Source organism: Acinetobacter sp. YH01022, assembly GCF_013420235.1.
Lineage (GTDB): Bacteria > Pseudomonadota > Gammaproteobacteria > Pseudomonadales > Moraxellaceae > Acinetobacter.
Map to the genome: position 1 here is coordinate 1 of NZ_VOYP01000049.1, position 19,111 is coordinate 19,111.

The following is a 19,111-nucleotide window of genomic DNA, read 5'->3' on the forward strand; positions in this document are numbered from 1 at the left end:
TGAAAACATTTAGAATATTAAGTGAACGCTATCGAAATAGACGGAAAAGATTCGGTTTACGCATTAACTTAATCGCTGCACTGGTAAACCGGATAAATTTTCAATAATGACTTTCGCAAGAGATCTATTGAGTAGGATTCTATTACAGTAGAAGACTGAAGATATTCAAAAATTTTAAAGACAAAACTGCACAATATTTTGGAGTATGCTCGCATACGATAAAAAATGGAAAAATTGACCAAGACCAGATTTGGAACTTGACTATAATGATTTACAGGCTCTACATGCTCCGAGTCAGTCATCATTCGGCTGACCCGGACTAATCAAGTCAGCTTATTCTTTATAAGTCTGCGTACTGTAGCGTTCAATAGCTAAGCGTTTCAACACTTTTTCATTTTTTGCATAATCCAAGAAGGCTTCAGCATAATCCAGTCCCACCTCTACACGTCGTTCACCGGTGATATTTTTAAAACTGCTATAAAAATCTTGACCATCTGCCAGAAAATTAATGGTAATCACCTGATAGGTCTGGTCTGGATTTAAAGCTTCATAAATTCCTTGTGCATTGTGAACTTTTAAGTTGGATATCCGTTGACCTTTGGTTTTGGATAAATCTACATCCCACTGCAGTCCACCCGCGTAGGGATAACTACCGGTATTGTTATTTACGACTGCATCCATCGCATCTTCAAGTACATTTTTAATTTCTAGCCCAGTCGCCTTCAATTGCACCAATGTGTTTTTAAATGGCAATACCGTATAAATTTTCTCTACAGAAATATCACCTTGGGGAATATCCACCCTGACACCACCGCCATTTTGGATCGAGATATCGGCATTAAAATACTTTTTACCTTGTTGCAAAAATGCTTCAGCCACGAGTTGTTGCACATCACCACCATGTTGGTTGGTAAAATCTGATTTATTACAGATGTCCCCTAAAGTGGAACGTGATGTATCTTTTGTCGTTCCGGGTACACGACGCAGGCATAGATTTTCTTGGGCATTCGCAACAATTTCCTTGCCCAATAAATTTTTAGCAACTTTATACGGTTCCAGGATAGCTAAAGCTGCAGTATTAGGTTGAACAATACGCAAGCTGTTACTGCTTTCAATATCTTTTTTAATCACATCTAATTCAGTAGTATTCAGGGCTGGAGCATCTTTAGCACTGCGCTTAAAATCATCTCCAATTAATACATTTGCTTTGCCGGTACATGCTTGCACTTTTCCGTTGGCATCAAAATTTACTTTTAATTGACCAACCACATAGGCATATTGCCATGCTTGTACAACACAAACCTGTTCACCATCTTTATTTTTTAGGGTTGTTGGGTAGTTGCCATCTGGACTCATTCCATAGTTTTTCAGCTTTGCATCTGCCAGCAAGGTATGTGAATCACCACCCACAATGACATCAACACCAGACAATTGTGCAGCCAGTGCTTTATCCATGCCATAGCCTAAATGAGACTGTATAATAATTTTGTTGATACCTTGCTGCTTGAGCTGATCAATATAGTTTTGTGCAGTGGTTAATTCATCTTTAAAAATGGTATCTGCATTCGGACGAGAGGCATTCTTGGTTTTATCAGCAATCGTTAGACCGATTAAGCCAATTTTTTGCCCTTCTTTGTCCATAATGGTATAAGGTTTTACCAGATCAGTCTGGTAGAGTGCTGAGGTTTTTCCAAACTCGACATTGGCACTTAAAACTTGTGTTTTATTTTTACAGCGACCTTTATTATTCAAGAAACCAATAAATTTTTTTAAGCCTTCATCGGTATTATCAAATTCATGATTGCCTAATGTTAACGTATCGAAGCATACCGTATTCATGAGATCTGCTTCGGCTTCACCTTCTTTTAAAGTAAAGTACAAATCGCCAGTGATGGCATCTCCTGAATGAATTTTTATCGGGTTTTTCTCCGTACTGGCTAGGCTATTCATCAGTGCCGCAACTCGTGCAAATCCGCCATTTGAAACCTGGATTGGCTCGCGATTACCTACAGAGGTTTCCAGCAGTAATTTGGTACTTTCTTCATCCAAATGTGAATGGCTGTCGTTAATATGCAATACATTTACTTCCAGCGGTTCAGATTGAATGATAGGCGTTATACTGGTACTGTCTTTAGTATCATTATTACACCCTGCTAAAAATATACTGGAAACGAATAGACTGCATGTGATACTTGAATATTGAATGCTTCTATTTTTAAAGGTCATAGCCATACCATTTTGATCATAATTTAATCATAAATAATGTGGGACTATTGTTTAAAATTCATGAATTTAGCTATTTTCCGCACAATAAAATAAGGAGAAATTTTATATTTCTCCTTATCGATTAAATCAACAAAAAAATTCTAAAGATCCTAGCATAGAGCTATTATCGAAACCTATCATTTAAGAATGTCTTGATGTGCTCAGCAATTCAGCCATCCGCTATATGTCTTCAGTTTTTTAAATTGATACTTTATTCAATCAACTCAATTTACGTCTGCGTAGAGTGGAAACTAAAACAAGCCCGGCTAATGCAAAAATTGACCATACTCCCATGCTGCCACCACTTATTTCAGTGCTATCAGGAGTGTTTGCTACATTCTCATTGAGGTCCATATCGACAATCACAGGATCATGATCGGAAGAACGGAATGCATTATCGCTATAGAATGCTGTGATTTGCTCTTGTGTTTTATATTCTTCATTATAATCTAAAGCTGTCGGCTCATCCGCATTGATGTGCCATGCAAAAGCACGCTTCACCCTTGGGTATAAGTTCGCATCGGCAATGGCATGATCTAAGTTTCCTGAACCGCCATTGCCATTAGTATCACTGGCTACGCCAAAAATATAACTATAGGCTGCTTTACCCTGACCAATTTTTTCATCATTTAGCAAAACCTTATAATTGGCTTTTTCAAATGCCAATATTGGGTCTTCTTTAGCGTAACTATTCATGTCACCGACCAGTAAATAATTGGGGTTATTCACTTTGGTCGGATTCGTTGCAATCCACTGCATCAATTTTTGTACTGCTGTTAAACGTGTCGCGTTCCAACAGCCCTGTCCATCACCTTGATCAGCATCTAACGAAGTTTTATCATCAGGACAACTGCCTTTAGATTTCAAATGATTCGGTATAATCGTAAAAATTTTCCCGCCAGATAAAGACTGGAAGCTTTGTGCCATCGTTACCCGGTTCTTTTGAGTCTGATCATCATAGACCGCGGGTTCTCCCACGGTTTTAACGCGCTTACTGTTATAAATAATAGCCACAGCAATTGCATCTGTACCCAGTTTGGTCATCTTCGGTGGAATGATATATTTCCAATCGGCACCTAAAGCTTTGCTGAGGTAAGCGACTGCACTTTTCTCATCATAGCCATTGTTTGCAATTTCCATTAATCCATAAACATCTGCATCAATCGCTTTCAAAGCAGTCACGATTTTCTGATGCTGTTTGTTAAACTCGGATTGTGAGGTTGCACCGCGTTCCGTAGGAAAACCTTGGGTGGTACCATTATCATAATTCAATACATTAAAAGCAGCGGCACGAATTTGTCTGGACTCTTTTGCGGGTACTGTTGTTCTTAAATTTGAGTCTTTAATGATTTCAGGCTGTGTTTTATTTAAAATAGGTTGAATACGCCATGTATTAAAGCGATATTCCAGAATCCCTTCAACATTTTTCAACTGATAGCCACTTCTTAAAGTGTTTAATGCATTAAAGTTTTGCGGCAGCCATGGGGTTCTATTTTGATTGTTATAACCATCATCCAGGATAATTTTTGACAATAAATTTTGTTTGGCCAAATTGACGGCTTCAAGTGATTTTGCTGGATATAAATTGGTTGGAATATATAAGCGCCCCAAGCTTAAGGATAGCTCACCATATCGCCCATAATTATAATTTTCACTAATGGTTAAAGTCTGCGGTATTTTGACCAGCATCCCTTGATATCGTTTAGGGCTATGACCTTCTGCATCCGTCAAACTTGAGAAGGGCAATTGTAAAGGAGTGGCGCTAACCAGATTTTCAGCTTGTTGATTACAGGTTTGAATATTACTGCTGAGTTGATCGATCTGTAGCTGGTTCTGATAAGAAGTAAGACGACCTTTAAAAATAACCTCTTCACCTACTTTTCCACCAGTCACTGTACTACTTGTGGGTAAATATACAAAAATGGCGTTGCTTAAGCCAAGTTTAGCTTTACTGTCTGGGGATTGAATATAAAACCCGGAAAAACCATTTTGGTAACGATAATCAGCAGTGATGACTCCACGAACGATATATTGCTGATTGAGTGCAGCGGTTTGTAAGTCTGCAATTGGCGTATCGGCCGTACTGCAACTGATTTCAGCCAAGGTAGATTCAGTATTGACTGCACCTAAGTAACTGTTGAATGCATTTCGTTCAGACCATTTAGACCATTGGCTTTCTAACTCAAATGCTGCTGCAGGATCGATCGAAGTGACATTATTTGAAGTTTTAGTACGTGACAAACTATTTTGATAACTACTAAAACTGACTCCCCAACCAGTGCCTGGATCTTCCCCCACTCGACCAAAACGATCTATTGGCGTACCTTTATACAGCAGGACAAGTGCATCATCCCCATTAAAAGAAAGTCCTGCAACCTGATCAACTTTAGAACCAATTTCCGTCTGTAATTCTGAGCGACCAATAACGTATTTTGTTTTGCTTGCCAATGTACCTTGTAATGGAAAAGCTGCTGACTTAGTGGTTGATCCATTGCTAAATTGCTGAATTTCATAATCTGCTAAATTTACTGTACTACCATCAGGATTATAAATTTCTAATCCTTTACGGTTAGAGGAACCATCAATATATTGACTGAACATGAGTTGTGCATAACTTGGAAACGAACAGCCTAATAAAGCCAAGCTGAGACATAAGGTATGTGGTTTTAAAGTCTTCATATTTTTTAATGTTTGTTAAAATTTTGATTAGACTAATTTTTGTACATTACATCGTTATGAATGATTGATGACAGTTTTGCTAGAAAAATATAAGATGCTGTTTTAATTCAGTAAGTATCGGTTAAAGCACCTCCTAAATAATCGATACAATTAGCTTGATGTAAGTCCCCACATAGTATTTTTAAGTGGGGACTTAGTAAATGATCATAAATTTTTAGCAGCGATCCCTGTTGCTAAAAAGTGACTAACATACAGCACTCAGTTCAAAATCGGTTCGGGACATCTAGGCTTGAAAATCTTTATGCAACAAAGCTTCTCGCAATCAGAAATAATGTTTAAAGTCGCTCAATTGCTAATGCAACGCCCATTCCACCACCAATACATAAGGTCGCCAGTCCTTTTTTCTTTTCACTGCGTTGCATTTCATGTAACAGCGTGACCAGAATTCGACAGCCTGAGGCTCCAATTGGATGGCCTAAGGCAATAGCTCCACCGTTGACATTGACCTTTTCCATATTGAGGCCCAGTTCTTTCGACACTCCTAAAGCTTGTGCGGCAAAGGCTTCATTGGCTTCTACCAGATCAACCTCGTCCAAAGACCAGCTTGCTTTTTCTAATGTTTTTCTCACAGCATTTACCGGACCGAGTCCCATCACTTCCGGCTCAATACCCGACAGGCTATAGGCTTTAATTTTTGCTAGTGGCTGTAAACCAAGCTCTGCTGCTTTATCGGCACTCATCACCAATACGGCTGCTGCGCCATCATTAATCCCTGAGGCATTACCTGCAGTCACCGTTCCATCCTTTTTAAAGGCTGGACGCAGCTTAGCTAAACTTTGTTGATTCGTTTCGGGTTTGATATATTCATCACGATCAAAAACGAACGGATCACCTTTACGTTGTGGCACTTGCACTGGCACAATTTCTGCGTCAAATTTCCCTTCCACCTGTGCTTTAACTGCACGCTGCTGAGAAGATAGTGCCAAAGCATCCTGATCTTCACGGCTAATCGACAGTTTTTCCACAATATTCTCAGCAGTCATTCCCATGTGATACTGGTTATACACATCGGTCAGACCATCATAGACCATGCTATCCACCAATTGCGCATTGCCCATCTTCTGTCCGTTACGCATCTGGATAATATGGGCACTTTGTGACATCGACTCCTGCCCCCCTGCCACGACAATATCGGCTTCACCAGTGGCAATGGCCTGTGCGGCCAAATGAACAGCGCGCAGTCCAGAACCACACACCACATTCAAGGTCGAAGCGGGTACTGAAACCGGAATACCCGCTGCAATTGCCGCCTGACGTGCCGGATTTTGTCCCACACCTGCAGTCAACACATTCCCCATAATGACCTGATCTACCTGTTCTGGCTTTATTCCGGCAGCGTCTAATACCGCAGCAATCACTACCTTTCCTAACTGCGGTGCACTGACGCTAGCCAGGCCACCCAAAAAACTTCCAATCGCGGTACGTTTTGCGGCAACAATCACAACTTGTTTCATTTTATTTCCTATTTTTTAACACATGTCTTGCTTGATACTCCTGCCCCCATACGATTGGCCGGCAGTGAGAATACCTAAATGCTAAAACAGACTGACCTGTACATAACTGCCCGGTGCAGCTTCCTTGACAGGATAAGTTGCACTACCTAATGTACGCGCTGGAACCTGATCGCCGGTATAAGGTGCGATCCATTCATGCCAGCGTAACCACCAGGATTCTGGATGGAACTGGGCATCTGCCAGCCACTGTTTCGGGTTTTCATAAGGTATATTATTGGTATAACAGCCATACTTGTTGCGGTTTGGCGGATTGACAATGCCTGCCACATGTCCAGATTCGCCGAGGACCAACGTGCTTTCACCCGCCAGATAGGTAGATCCTTTAAAGCACGTATCCCATAGTGCAATATGATCTTGCTGTGTCGAGATAAAAAAGTTCGGTGTTTTCACTTTCGACAGGTTTAAACCCACACCATTGACCTTGATCTTATTCGGCTGAATCAGTTCGTTATTAAGGTACAGATTGCGTACCAGGAAATTGTGCACATGTGCGGCAATGTTGGTGCCATCACTATTCCAGTACAAAATATCAAAGTCAGACGGATGCTTGCCCTTCAGGTAATTTTCAATGTAATAGTTCCAGTACAGGGTATTTTCACGTAACAGACTAAAGGTCACCGCCAACATACGGCCATCAAAATAGCCCACCTGTTGATTCAAAGTTTCAATCCCTTGAATGACCGGCTCATTAATAAAAGCACCCAAACTGCCTGGATTGTCAAAGTCCAACATGGTTGCCAGATAGGTGGCACTCTTGACGTGATTCTTCAGACGTTTCGCCACATAGTACGCCTGCGTCGCAGCAAGCACCGCTCCACCGATACAATAGCCAATGGCATTGACCTCTTTTTCTCCGGTCATTTCCTCAATGACACGCATTGCCTCAACCGTACCGGAGGTAATCAGGTCCTCAAAGCGCATGTCCTTTTGTTCAGCTCCCGGATTACGCCAGGACATTAAAAATACCGTGTGCCCTTGCTGACGTAACCAGTTCACAAAAGAATTCTGCTCACGCAAATCCAGAATATAGTATTTATTAATAAAAGGCGGGATGAGCAAAATAGGCGTCTGATATACAGTTTCAGTGGTCGCTTCATACTGTAACAATTGAAAAACCGGATTTTCAAAGACCACCGCACCCGGCGTATAGGCCAGATCTTTTCCTAAACGGAACGAGTCATTATTGACCATGCGTACGGACAGATATTTACTGCTGTTCATGATATCGTCATGGAAAATTTCCATGCCACGCACCAGATTTTGCCCGTGTTCCTGTACCGTCTGATGAATCACTTCCGGATTGGTCCACAAGAAATTGCCGGGAGAAAAGGCATTCACCATTTGGCGGGTGAAAAAGTGGATACGCTGGCGGACTTTATCTGGGATGCCTTCGACCTCATCCAGCATTTCTTGTACCAATTGACTGAAATGCAGATAAGACTGGGTCAAGAGATCGTAATTGGGTTCTTGCCAAAGTGTATCCTTGAAACGGCGATCACCCGGCTCAGGTTTCACGAGAGGCTGAATATCCTTGTTCACACTGCGCAGCATGATATTTTGGTAAATCTGCATCTGACCGATCCACCATTTGCTCTGCATCTCGATCAAGCGTGCCGGATTTTTGGTTAATGCCTGAAAGAACAGGTTCATATCTTCACTGTTGACTTTGCTCAATGCATCATTGAGCGGATTATCACCATAGTAAAATTCTTGCACTTTCTTCCAGATTTCTTCATGGACATCGAAAAAACGCTGGACGTTCTGATTAAACTGAAAAAGATTCTGCTGCATTTGCACCACTCCGCATACTGGGTCATTCCTCACTTTCCTATCAGGAATGGAATCGAAAAACGGGGAAGTGATCTCCACTTCCCCGCTCGCTAGTCTTCAATCTTCATTAGGACTGTTAACCGTTATTTATTGTTCGGCATCGATTCGCTAACTAACTTGTCAAACTCGGCTTTAAATTCAGTGGCCAAGCTTGCCAGTTTTTGGCCATCATCAATCATTTGCTGGCTGAGTTTGCTCATGGTTTCCACTTGCTTCATGCCACAATTGATCATACTTTGCATGTCTTTGACTTCACTGTTGGCAAAGACTTGCGACAAGGTAATATCGGCATAATGACGTGCAGCATTGAGTTGTAAATTGGTCAGATCCGCAAAATTTTTTGCCACCAGACTGTTAAATTTTGCATAAGGTTCAAACATATTTTTGTACTGAGCATTCATGTTTGAAAAGATATCGCCATATAGCATGTGTATTACTCCATTGATTTATAGTACTTAAAATTTAGTTATTGTTAAAAAATAAATGAAAAAACTGGCTCAGTGAGCACAGGACTTATTGCATGTATAAACCGCCATTGATCGATAAGGTTTCACCCGTAATATAGGTGCCATACTCACCGACCAGATACATGACAGCCGCTGCAATTTCTTCAGGCTGGGCAAGACGCTGCAAAGGAATCTGGTCTTCAATACTTTTTACGACCTCTTCCCGCATGGCAGTCACCATCGGTGTTGCCGTATAGCCCGGGGCTACAACATTCACGCAAACATTGGAACGTGCACCTTCCTGAGCCAGAGCCTTGGTAAAACCGATCATGCCCGCTTTTGCGGCTGAATAATTCGCTTGACCAAACTGTCCTTTCAGACCATTGACCGAACTAATATTGACAATGCGTCCCTGCTTTTGCTCCAGCATTTTATTAAAGACTGGATGGGTCACGGTAAATAGTGTCTTTAAATTGGTATCGATTACCTGTGACCACTGTTCAAAGGACATTTTCTTAAATGTTGCATCGCGTGTGATGCCGGCATTATTCACCAACACATCTACGCGACCTTCAGCCTGTATCGCATCCTGGATCGCGCTCGTCGCATCAGCATGATGGGTCAGATCGGTTAAGACAAATCGGACATCTTCCTGTTGGAATCCCTCACTTTTTAACCACTGCTTTTCACGGTCTTCCTCTCGAGGCACAACCGTTGCAATCACTTTATAATTTGCCTTTACCAGCTGACGACAAATCTCACTACCAATACCACCGAGTGCCCCTGTCACAAATGCGACTTTTCTTTCGGATATATCTTTACCTTTAGCAAATCGAAAAAATGGTTGAGTGAATCCACAAAGATTCTTTGGAATCTGGACTTAAATTAACCCTTTCTATGTTAAGGCTCGATTACAGACGATCGATTTTTTATGAGCAAATGTAAATGGCTCTAGGTTTGAGTAACTGCAAAAAAGAAAAATTAAATAAATAATGCAAAAAAATCACTAAAAAGTATAAATAACATACGCTTAAATAATATATAAGGTATAATTTAACAAATCTGTAATGTAATTTCCGCAGACTGTTAAAGTTGAATAGAATTCAATTTTAGCCTTTTATTAATACAATAATTTTCTTATTTAATGTACTGAAAATCAGTTTGTCTCATTTAAGGGTTTTATGAATGTTTATTCAATTGATTTGAACCTTGTTATCTAATGATATAAGAGCCATAAATGACTGCTTTAAGTGTGCCTTCAAATTCTTCCATACATACATTAAAAACTTATATTAATCGGGACCTTTCCTTACTTGAATTTCATAAGCGAGTATTGGCACAGGCGAAAGATACTGAATATCCTTTACTTGAACGACTCAATTTTTTAATTATTTTTTCACGAAATCTAGATGAATTTTTTGAAATACGTGTCGCGAGTTTGATACAGCAATTTGAGCTGTCTAGCCATAATAAGACCCGTCCGGATAATTTATTCATCTCAGAAATACTGACGACGATTTCTAAGCTTGCACATGAGGCCGTTGAGGAACAGTATAAAATACTGAACTATAATATCCTGCCACAACTGCAAGGCAATGGAGTTAATTTTATTCAGCATGGTGATATCCTTCAAAAACATAAAGCATGGATTAAAGATTATTTTCATCATGAAGTTCAACCTGTTGTAACCCCCATCAGTCTAGACCCCGCACACCCTTTTCCTCGTTTAGCCAATAAAAGCTTAAACTTTATTGTCACTTTGGAAGGCAACGATGCCTTTGGACGAAAAATTGATTTAGCGATTGTTCCTGCCCCTCGATCATTGCCAAGATTAGTTAAATTACCCACGCATGTTTCTGGTGAGGCTGAGCACTACATTTTACTTTCCGCGATCATTCAGCAACATATTCATGAATTATTTCCAGGAGTGACCACAACCGGGTGTTATCAATTCCGGGTAACGCGAAATGCTGACCTCACCGTATCAGAGGATGTGGAAGATTTAGCAATCGCTTTAAAAGGGGAACTTTCATCTCGACGTTTTGGTCGCGCTGTCAGACTCGAAGTGAATAAAGCGTGTCCAGAGATGATTACTGATTATTTACTCGAACAATTTGATCTTGATCAAGATCAGCTCTATCTGGTGAATGGTCCTGTTAACCTGGCTCGTTTTATATCGAACTTTAATTTACCTGAGTTACGTTTCCCTCCCTATGTACAAAAATTACCAAAAGGGTTGTATAGCAAAAAATCGATATTTGAGGTATTAAAAACTGAAGATGTTTTATTACACCACCCTTTTCACTCTTTCGCTCCGGTTATTAAGTTGCTGAAAGAGGCAGCCCGTGATCCACATGTGTTAGCTATAAAACAAACACTTTATCGCAGTGGTGTAGATTCTGAAATTGTGCAAGTCCTTGCTGAAGCGGCACGGAACGGGAAGGAAGTCACTGCCGTGATTGAATTACGTGCACGCTTTGATGAAGAGTCAAATATCGAAGTTGCCAATCTATTACAAGAAGCTGGCGCAGTGGTCGTATATGGGATTGTTGGCTATAAGACTCACGCCAAAATGATTCTGATCGTGCGTCGTGAAATAGACAAGATTAAACGTTATGTTCATTTAGGTACAGGTAACTATCATGCGACCAATGCCAAAATCTATACCGATTATGGCTTACTCACTAGTGATGCTGATATTTGTGAAGATGTACATAAAATCTTTCAAGAATTAACTGGTATGGGAAAAACCATAAAGCTGGAAAAACTTTTTCACGCGCCATTTACCCTGCATTCACAATTACTTGAACTCATACAGCAGGAAATTAAAAACAGTAAAGCAGGAAAAAAAGCGCAGATCATTATTAAAGTCAATGCATTAACTGAACCGCAACTGATTCATGAACTTTATCAAGCATCACAAGCAGGTGTACAAATCGATTTGATTGTTCGTTCAATTTGTTGCTTACGACCACAAGTTGCAGGACTCTCTGACAATATTCGTGTACGTTCAATCGTCGGACGTTATTTGGAACATACTAGAGTGTATTATTTTTATAATGATGGTGACAGCAAACTGTATTGCGCCAGTGCGGATTGGATGGGACGTAATTTGTTTTCTCGCATCGAAACCTGTTTCCCGATCGAGAATAAAAAAATTCGCAAACAAATTCTTGAAGAAGGATTGAATAATTATCTCAAAGATAATCGGCGTGCATGGGAATTACACGCAGATGGAACCTGGATACAATGTCAGCCTGGTAGTGGACAACCAGTCTACATTGCCCAGCAACAATTAATGAATCAGATTTTTTAACGAAAATTTGCGAGTTATTGTATAAATGACAATCACTTGCAATGATTTAAATTCATTTTAACTAAATTGTAACAATCCAATCCTAAAGTAAAAATTAAGAGGGAATGAGTCAACTACATGAACGATATCAGTGTTAAAAAAATCAACAAATTAATTGAACAGTTTGAACAGGCAGGCAATAAAACACAAGCGCTTGAAATAGGCTATAAAACGTATGCCATGCTTATGTCTGATCAGAAATTTGCAGATAAAGTCACCAAATCAGCAGAAAATGCCGAAGAACGACTTTATAAAAAAATAAAAATCAAACTTATTCCTGAGAAACATCATTTTAAAGTAAAGTAAGAAGTGCAAAATATTTAATGAGGCTGTAAATAATGTTGTGTAATTGCTCTTGATCAATTGCCCGATATAACCTGACAGATATAATAAAAATAGCATACTGTCAGGATCAGCCTTGAGCGAGCACATGCTTTAAATACCGCAGGTGTGCTAACGATAAAATATTCTTCCCACTCAATCAGCTCATAACCATCAGCGTATTGCTTTCCATCCGGCAAGGTTTGCATTTTGCTGATTTTTTGCTGGATGTATGCTCTTAGTCGATTTTTTCCAGAGTCGTACCGTAAGCGTAATGTACTCCCTGTGCTCAAGTTGCAGCTGAAGTACGATTTTCTAACTGGCTGACGGCATCATCGACACTTTGTGCATCATAACTAGCGCGTGGGAATAATGGACTATTCACATACAATAAAGTTTCTGCGACTGAACGGCGTACGCGCGCCAATTTCAGCTCAATCCCCTCCTCCTGCAAATGTTCAGCCAGCAATAACAAGGCTTCAATACTGGTACTATCCAGGCTGGGACATTCTTCAAGACTTAAAATCACATACTGATAATTTTGCTCAGAAACCTTCTTTAGAATCGCATGACAGATTTTTTCTGCATTGGCAAAAAACAGTGGATGATCAGGTCGTGCAATTAAAATAGCATCTGGTGCTACAGCTTCAGGAAAACGGTTGATATCAACAAAATCATGCCCGCCATTGAGACGTCCAAGCCAGGCAATTCGAGGAACAGCGTAGCTTTTCAACAACATTAAAACGCTCACCAGCACTGCAATCAGCAACCCATTGAGCACACCAAAAATAATCACGGCCCAAATTGCAACAATCGACAGCAAGCGATCTTTATGCCAGATAAAATACTGTTTAAATGGGGCAAAACGAATATGTCCACTGACTGCATATATCACAATACTCGCCAAAACAGGCTCAGGAATATTGGCGATATACTGGCGAAAAAACAGCAAAAAAATCACCACGGCCAGTGCTGCGACCCAGGCTGATTTTTTGCTTTTTGCCCCTGCAGACTCATTGGCTGAAGTTGCGGAATAGCCTGCGCCAACCGCCATTCCCTTAAACAGTCCTGAGCAGATATTGCTCACGCCCAATGCAATCAGGTCACGGTTTGGCTGGATTGCATCATGGTGTTTTAGTGCCGAGGTACGAATGGAAGCATAAGATTCGGCATAAATAATCAGTGCAACGGCCATTGAAAGTTCTACCAGTTGCAACCAGCTATTCATACTCAACTGAGGCAAGTGAATACTCGGTAAAACCAGCTCAAAATGCCCAACAGAACGGACTCCCCATGCCTGGGTATAGCCCATCACATTGAAACTGATACCTAAAATAATCAGCAATAAAGCCACTGGAATGGTTTTATAGCGCTGGGTGAAGTGTAAGGTGAAAAAGACACCGAGTCCCATGCTTAAGGCATGCCAGTTCCAGCTTGAATAGGCTTGCAACATTTCCCACAACTGGCGGAAAAAATCACTGTGTACGGGATGCACCTGTAATACTGAAGGAAGCTGTTTCACCACAATGCTGAGTGCCAGACCAAAGGAAAAACCCTTCAGCACAGGCTTGGCAATAAAATGAGTCACATCTCCAAGCTTAAACAACCCCGCGATGACCAGTAAAATGCCCGACAGAAATACCAGGGCGTAAGCCAGACCTGCCCGTTCCGGTGAAGAAAACATGACCATGGTTGCCAGTCCTGAACTCATGACCGCGGCAGAAGATGAGGTTGCAGAAACAATCGCAAAACGGCTATTTCCGATCAGACCATACAGCACTAAACCCAGCACCAGTGCCACCAGACCACTTTGCGGTGGCAACCCGACCATATTGGAATAGGCGACCGCTTCAGGCAGCAGTAAACCTGCGATAGATAAACCTGCAATCACATCAAAAATAGGGAACTTTTTAGCAGCTGTCATAGACTAGTCAAATCTTGTATAGTCGGTGAGGGCATCTTCATGCTGCAGGTACACCGCACAAAGGTGGTGATCACCATCGGCGATAATTAATTGACGCCGTCCTAAATCACGTGCCACATGAAAATTGTGTTCATCAATCATCCGACAGCATAACAAATCAGTCAAATAAAAGTCTGTAAAAAAAGCGGTTTTAATTAGAACTTGGCTATCTGATCAATATGAGATTCCTATCATAAATCAATAAAAGAAGAATGGGGACTGATCATATATCTGGCAGTTTAAAATACTTGATGAGTATTGTCGGTAACCGAGTAAAAAAGCGAATTTGAGATTTAATTTGATTAAATTTAACTGCCTCAATCTAGAAATTGCAGTTAAGTAAGAATAATTTATGGAAGAAGCCTATATAGATTAATCTTGTGCAACCTGATCCTTAACTAGGCTAGCGATATAATTCCCCCACCACTGCATCATTTCAATACGTTGTAAAAGATATTCAGCATGATTATAGCTTGCCCGTGTTTTATTTTTATCCGTATGTGATAGTTGCGCTTCAATCCAATTTGACTGAAATAATCCAGATTCATTTAATATAGTACTAAAAGTAGAACGTAAACCATGTGCAGATAGTTCATCCTTATCATAGCCCATTTTTCGAATGGTTATATTTAATGTATTAAAATGCAGAGGTCTATCTGGATAACGGGGGCTAGAAAATACATATTTTTCACCATGAGACCAAGCTAAAGCCGATTTTATCAGAGTCATTGCTTGGGCTGATAAAGGGACTAGGAAATCAGGAATATCATGGCCTAAAATGACTTTCCGTCGGAACTGTTTGATATGCAAAGCTGGTATTTTCCAAATTTTATTATCTAAATCAAAATGATGTGGTTCACAAAGTAGAAGCTCAGCCCCACGAACTCCAGTATAAAGTTTAAATAATAAGGCTTTTTTTATGATAGGGTCCGTATTAACTTGACTCAATCTGGTTATAAAATTAGGTAAATTTTCTGATTTTAAATAAGGATAATTTTTTTTGATTTTATTTTTTATTAATATTTTATTTAATCCATGAGCAATATTATATTCACAATAACCCATTGCCACAGCATAATCATAAATTTGGTTTAAATAACTGTAGGCTTTTTTAACAGGTTCCTTGACATGACGTGCTTCTATATTTTTAACGATAGTCACTAAATCATATCTTTTCACTTCATTAAATGGCATATTTCCTAAATCAGGATAAATCTCATGATTTAAAAATTTTTTTGCCAATTGAATAACACCACAACGAGGTTCATCTTTAAAAGAGTTTTTTATTTTGAACTCTAACCATTCTTCGCAAATGTCTTGAAATGTTTTTATATTTTTTTTACGTACTGTTTCATTTTTATAACCATTAAATTTATATTCATCCCGGGTAGTTCTGGCCTCTTTTAATGACATGAAAGGATATTCGCCCAACTTTACCCGCGGACGCTTATTACTACCTGCTACTGAATAACGATAACTCCAAGATTTACGTCCATTCAATTCCACCTTCAAACTTAAACCATCGTCATCTGTAAGAAAATAAACTTTTTCCTTGGGCCTAGCCTGGCGTACCTTCGCTTCCGTAAGACTCATAAATTTAAATCGAACCACTAATGACACTGTAGATATTAATTATAGCAAATTTAAGCAATTTTTATGTGATGCGTATCATACGCATCATACTATTTTTTAATTTATTGTTTTATATTAATTTAATTTTTAGTATTTCATTTTTAGTTACCAGCTTAAGTACCACCAATATTACTTGCAAGATATCTGAAACTGCTGCTCTAGGAATTTAATGCCGAGAAAGAGTTAAATTAACTTGATCAGCGAGTTTTTTATGTATCCAAATATGCCCCCCCCAACGAAGACAATAAGACAGTCAAACGGTCAGGCAACAGGAGTATGATGTGAATGAATAGAATATTGGCAAAGAACCACTGAATTTGGCAACCGTTCTAGGGAGGCTATTACAGGGGATAATACAGCCTAAAACCTTGGACGGCTTTAAGCCGCTTACGATGTCACTTTCTGTGAAGATCCCGCTGGATATCAGCAAATGGAGATTATGATAAGGCGCTGGATCTTAGCCAACCAGTGATGGTCAAACGGGGTTCTTGGCAAGCCGAGCTTTTCTGTGCCAGTCGCCGATGAAATTGTGATTTCGATTTCTGAGAGGTTGTGCACTAATTCAATCAGATCGCGGATGATCTGTTGACTGAGCAGATTCGATCAGAAATGCTCCATATGATTCAAAGCCGGATTGAACAGAATATTGATTTATTACATGCAAGATAAACATCTGTATGAGGATAGATAGAAATTTTATCCTTCCCTGTATGTTCCTGTGGCTTAAAAATCAGTCTTGAAATATGACTAAATTTGGAAAATTCTTATTTTAAAATAAATGAGCCAAGATCATTGCGAATGACCTGATGGAGAAATATTTATCTATGTAATTGTATTTATTACAAATAAAATATTTAAAAAAGATTTAATCTAATAAGTTTCAGCAACCTTGCAAGATTTAAATCAGGTTATCGATGAGATCATCAGATGGAGATGATGCATCTCCATCTGATGAGGGTTTATTAATACTGCGTTTGACCTGGAATCCAGTTGGTTCCAGCAAGCGGTACACGAGCCATTGCCGCCGCCTCGACATTCAGTGCCACCAGATCTTCCGGATCCAGATTATGCAAATGCGATTTACCGCAGGCACGTGCCATGGTTTGTGCTTCCAAGACCAAAACACGCAGGTAATTGGCCAAATGGCGTCCACCTTCAACCGGATCGAGACGTTTTGATAGTTCTGGATCCTGAGTCGTAATCCCTGCAGGGTCACGGCCATTTTGCCAGTCATCATAATAACCCGCTGCTGAACCAATTTCTTTCAGTTCTTTGTCTAGACGCGGATGGTTATCTCCGAGCGCAATCAGCGCTGCTGTACCAATTGCTACCGCATCTGCTCCCAATGCCATCGCTTTGGCCACATCGGCACCTGTGCGGATACCACCAGAAACAATCAGCTGAACCTTACGGTGCATACCCATTTCCTGCAGGGCTTGTACCGCTTGCGGAATGGCAGGAAGAATAGGAATACCGACGTGCTCAATAAACACTTCTTGGGTAGCTGCTGTACCGCCTTGCATGCCATCCAGCACGATCACATCTGCACCAGCTTTCACCGCCAGTTTTACGTCATAATATGGACGGCTGGCCCCGATTTTGACATAGATTGGCTTTTCCCAATCGGTGATTTCACGGATTTCAGCAATTTTAATTGCCAAGTCATCTGGACCCGTCCAGTCCGGATGACGGCAAGCACTGCGCTGATCGACACCCACTGGCAAAGTACGCATGCCTGCCACACGTTCCGTCACTTTCATGCCCAGTAGCATACCGCCACCGCCGGGTTTAGCACCTTGTCCGAGTACGATTTCAATCGCATCTGCTTTACGCAAATCGTCAGGATTCATGCCGTAGCGCGATGGCAAATATTGATACACCAATGTTTGCGAATGACCACGTTCTTCAGGGGTCATGCCACCGTCACCGGTTGTGGTAGATGTGCCGACCATAGATGCACCGCGGCCTAAAGATTCTTTGGCATTGGCAGATAATGCACCAAAGCTCATGCCGGCAATTGTTACAGGAATTTTTAAATGAATCGGTTTTTTGGCAAAGCGTGTACCCAGTACCACATCGGTACCGCATTTTTCACGATAGCCTTCCAGCGGGTAGCGTGACATGCTTGCACCAAGCAGCAGCAAATCATCAAAGTGTGGCACTTTACGCTTGGTACCACCGCCACGGATGTCATAGATGCCGGTTGCCGCTGCACGCTGGATTTCTTGAATGGTTAAACGGTCAAACGTTGCAGATTCACGTAACACGGGTTCAAATTCTTGGATAGTTTGAGTCATGATTGATTGCTCCATTATTACGCTTGATTAGTATGCAGATGCATTGTCGACTTTGAAGTTGTACAGTTGGCGTGCCGAACCATAACGTTTGAAAGAAGCAGGATCTTCATCAAATCCGGCTTTAGACAGCAGTTCTGCCAGTTCTGCCAGATGTTCCTGACGCATTTCTTTTTCAATACAGTCTGAACCTAGAGACTTCACCACACCTTTGACATAAATTCTGGTTTCATACAGCGAGTCGCCCAACGCGTCGCCTGCATCACCACAAACCACCAGACGGCCAGCCTGTCCCATGAAGCAGCTCATGTGTCCAATACTGCCGCCTACCACAATATCGACGCCTTTCATTGAAATGCCACAGCGTGCCCCAGCATCCCCTTCAATGACCAGCAGACCACCATGCGCTGTTGCGCCTGCTGCTTGAGAGGCATTGCCTTTGATATACACTGAACCTGACATCATATTTTCAGCTACGCCCACCCCAACATTACCGTTGACGATGACATGAGCTTCTTGATTCATGCCGGCGCAGTAATATCCGGCATGGCCGTCAATGGTGACATTCACAGGGGCTTTAATGCCAACTGCAATATTATGCTGGCCGCCTGGATTGCTGACTTTCGTGTGCCGCAGCAAGCGGCGTAAGAGATGAGGGTATGGCCCCTCGCTATCGGCTTGCAGGAGCAGGTAGCAAACCACCATAAGCGGCTTGGATCAAAAGTCCCGGTCGTGAGCGTTATGGAAAAGGC

General features: G+C 40.9%; 12 protein-coding genes and 1 pseudogene. 3 read left to right on the plus strand and 10 right to left on the minus strand.

The genetic code is table 11. The annotated features are described in order from the left end of the window. A pseudogene (locus FTT87_RS13530) lies at positions 1-107 on the plus strand (IS5/IS1182 family transposase); the annotation flags it as partial. 226 nt (positions 108-333) lie between these two features. Here FTT87_RS13530 and FTT87_RS13535 read toward each other — a convergent pair. From FTT87_RS13535 to FTT87_RS13560, 6 genes are all read right to left on the minus strand, one after another. After that, entirely contained in the window at positions 334-2,226 is a 1,893-nt protein-coding gene (locus FTT87_RS13535) for a bifunctional UDP-sugar hydrolase/5'-nucleotidase (protein ID WP_180175004.1), read from the minus strand. A gap of 258 nt (positions 2,227-2,484) precedes the next feature. Beyond that, entirely contained in the window at positions 2,485-4,944 is a 2,460-nt protein-coding gene (locus tag FTT87_RS13540) for an ExeM/NucH family extracellular endonuclease (protein WP_180175005.1), read from the minus strand. A 335-nt stretch (positions 4,945-5,279) separates the two neighbouring features. After that, positions 5,280-6,458, minus strand: a complete 1,179-nt coding sequence (locus FTT87_RS13545) for an acetyl-CoA C-acetyltransferase (RefSeq protein ID WP_180175006.1) — start codon at positions 6,456-6,458, stop codon at positions 5,280-5,282. Positions 6,459-6,539: 81 nt separating this feature from the next. Next, complete coding sequence (phaC, locus tag FTT87_RS13550; RefSeq protein WP_180175007.1) at positions 6,540-8,309, minus strand: class I poly(R)-hydroxyalkanoic acid synthase; 1,770 nt, start codon at positions 8,307-8,309, stop codon at positions 6,540-6,542. Positions 8,310-8,431: 122 nt separating this feature from the next. Further along, the gene (locus tag FTT87_RS13555; protein ID WP_086197569.1) at positions 8,432-8,776 is read right to left on the minus strand and encodes a phasin family protein; all 345 of its coding nucleotides are present in this window, start codon (positions 8,774-8,776) and stop codon (positions 8,432-8,434) included. A gap of 85 nt (positions 8,777-8,861) precedes the next feature. Next, positions 8,862-9,608 (minus strand): beta-ketoacyl-ACP reductase, encoded by a 747-nt coding sequence (locus FTT87_RS13560; RefSeq protein WP_086197570.1) that lies wholly within the window; start codon positions 9,606-9,608, stop codon positions 8,862-8,864. A gap of 423 nt (positions 9,609-10,031) precedes the next feature. Here FTT87_RS13560 and ppk1 point away from each other — a divergent pair, with 423 nt between their 5' ends. Beyond that, positions 10,032-12,110: a polyphosphate kinase 1 gene (gene ppk1, locus FTT87_RS13565; protein WP_180175008.1), complete on the plus strand. Its 2,079-nt coding sequence runs from the start codon at positions 10,032-10,034 to the stop codon at positions 12,108-12,110. Between the two features lie 117 nt (positions 12,111-12,227). Then, positions 12,228-12,455, plus strand: coding sequence for a hypothetical protein (locus tag FTT87_RS13570; RefSeq protein WP_092819550.1), 228 nt, complete (start codon positions 12,228-12,230; stop codon positions 12,453-12,455). A gap of 304 nt (positions 12,456-12,759) precedes the next feature. Here FTT87_RS13570 and FTT87_RS13575 read toward each other — a convergent pair whose 3' ends face one another. From FTT87_RS13575 to FTT87_RS13590, 4 genes are all read right to left on the minus strand, one after another. Beyond that, complete coding sequence (locus tag FTT87_RS13575) at positions 12,760-14,394, minus strand: SulP family inorganic anion transporter (protein ID WP_180175009.1); 1,635 nt, start codon at positions 14,392-14,394, stop codon at positions 12,760-12,762. Positions 14,395-14,805: 411 nt separating this feature from the next. Further along, on the minus strand, positions 14,806-16,026 hold the full coding sequence (locus FTT87_RS13580) for an integrase arm-type DNA-binding domain-containing protein (protein WP_086197623.1): 1,221 nt from the start codon (positions 16,024-16,026) through the stop codon (positions 14,806-14,808). Positions 16,027-17,027: 1,001 nt separating this feature from the next. Continuing rightward, positions 17,028-18,362 (minus strand): FMN-binding glutamate synthase family protein, encoded by a 1,335-nt coding sequence (locus FTT87_RS13585; protein WP_004704280.1) that lies wholly within the window; start codon positions 18,360-18,362, stop codon positions 17,028-17,030. 27 nt (positions 18,363-18,389) lie between these two features. Continuing rightward, positions 18,390-19,064 carry a protein glxC gene (locus FTT87_RS13590; RefSeq protein WP_257230587.1) on the minus strand — a complete coding sequence of 225 codons (675 nt, stop codon included), beginning with the start codon at positions 19,062-19,064 and terminating at the stop codon, positions 18,390-18,392. Positions 19,065-19,111: the final 47 nt, after the last annotated feature.

Excerpts from the sequence above, each read along its gene's own strand:
- FTT87_RS13535 (WP_180175004.1), bottom strand. The coding sequence starts at position 2,226 with ATGACCTTTAAAAATAGAAGCATTCAATATTCAAGTATCACATGCAGT.
- FTT87_RS13540 (WP_180175005.1), bottom strand. The coding sequence starts at position 4,944 with ATGAAGACTTTAAAACCACATACCTTATGTCTCAGCTTGGCTTTATTA.
- FTT87_RS13545 (WP_180175006.1), bottom strand. The coding sequence starts at position 6,458 with ATGAAACAAGTTGTGATTGTTGCCGCAAAACGTACCGCGATTGGAAGT.
- phaC (WP_180175007.1), bottom strand. The coding sequence starts at position 8,309 with ATGCAGCAGAATCTTTTTCAGTTTAATCAGAACGTCCAGCGTTTTTTC.
- FTT87_RS13555 (WP_086197569.1), bottom strand. The coding sequence starts at position 8,776 with ATGCTATATGGCGATATCTTTTCAAACATGAATGCTCAGTACAAAAAT.
- ppk1 (WP_180175008.1), top strand. The coding sequence starts at position 10,032 with ATGACTGCTTTAAGTGTGCCTTCAAATTCTTCCATACATACATTAAAA.
- FTT87_RS13570 (WP_092819550.1), top strand. The coding sequence starts at position 12,228 with ATGAACGATATCAGTGTTAAAAAAATCAACAAATTAATTGAACAGTTT.
- FTT87_RS13575 (WP_180175009.1), bottom strand. The coding sequence starts at position 14,394 with ATGACAGCTGCTAAAAAGTTCCCTATTTTTGATGTGATTGCAGGTTTA.
- FTT87_RS13580 (WP_086197623.1), bottom strand. The coding sequence starts at position 16,026 with ATGAGTCTTACGGAAGCGAAGGTACGCCAGGCTAGGCCCAAGGAAAAA.
- FTT87_RS13585 (WP_004704280.1), bottom strand. The coding sequence starts at position 18,362 with ATGACTCAAACTATCCAAGAATTTGAACCCGTGTTACGTGAATCTGCA.
- FTT87_RS13590 (WP_257230587.1), bottom strand. The coding sequence starts at position 19,064 with ATGGTGGTTTGCTACCTGCTCCTGCAAGCCGATAGCGAGGGGCCATAC.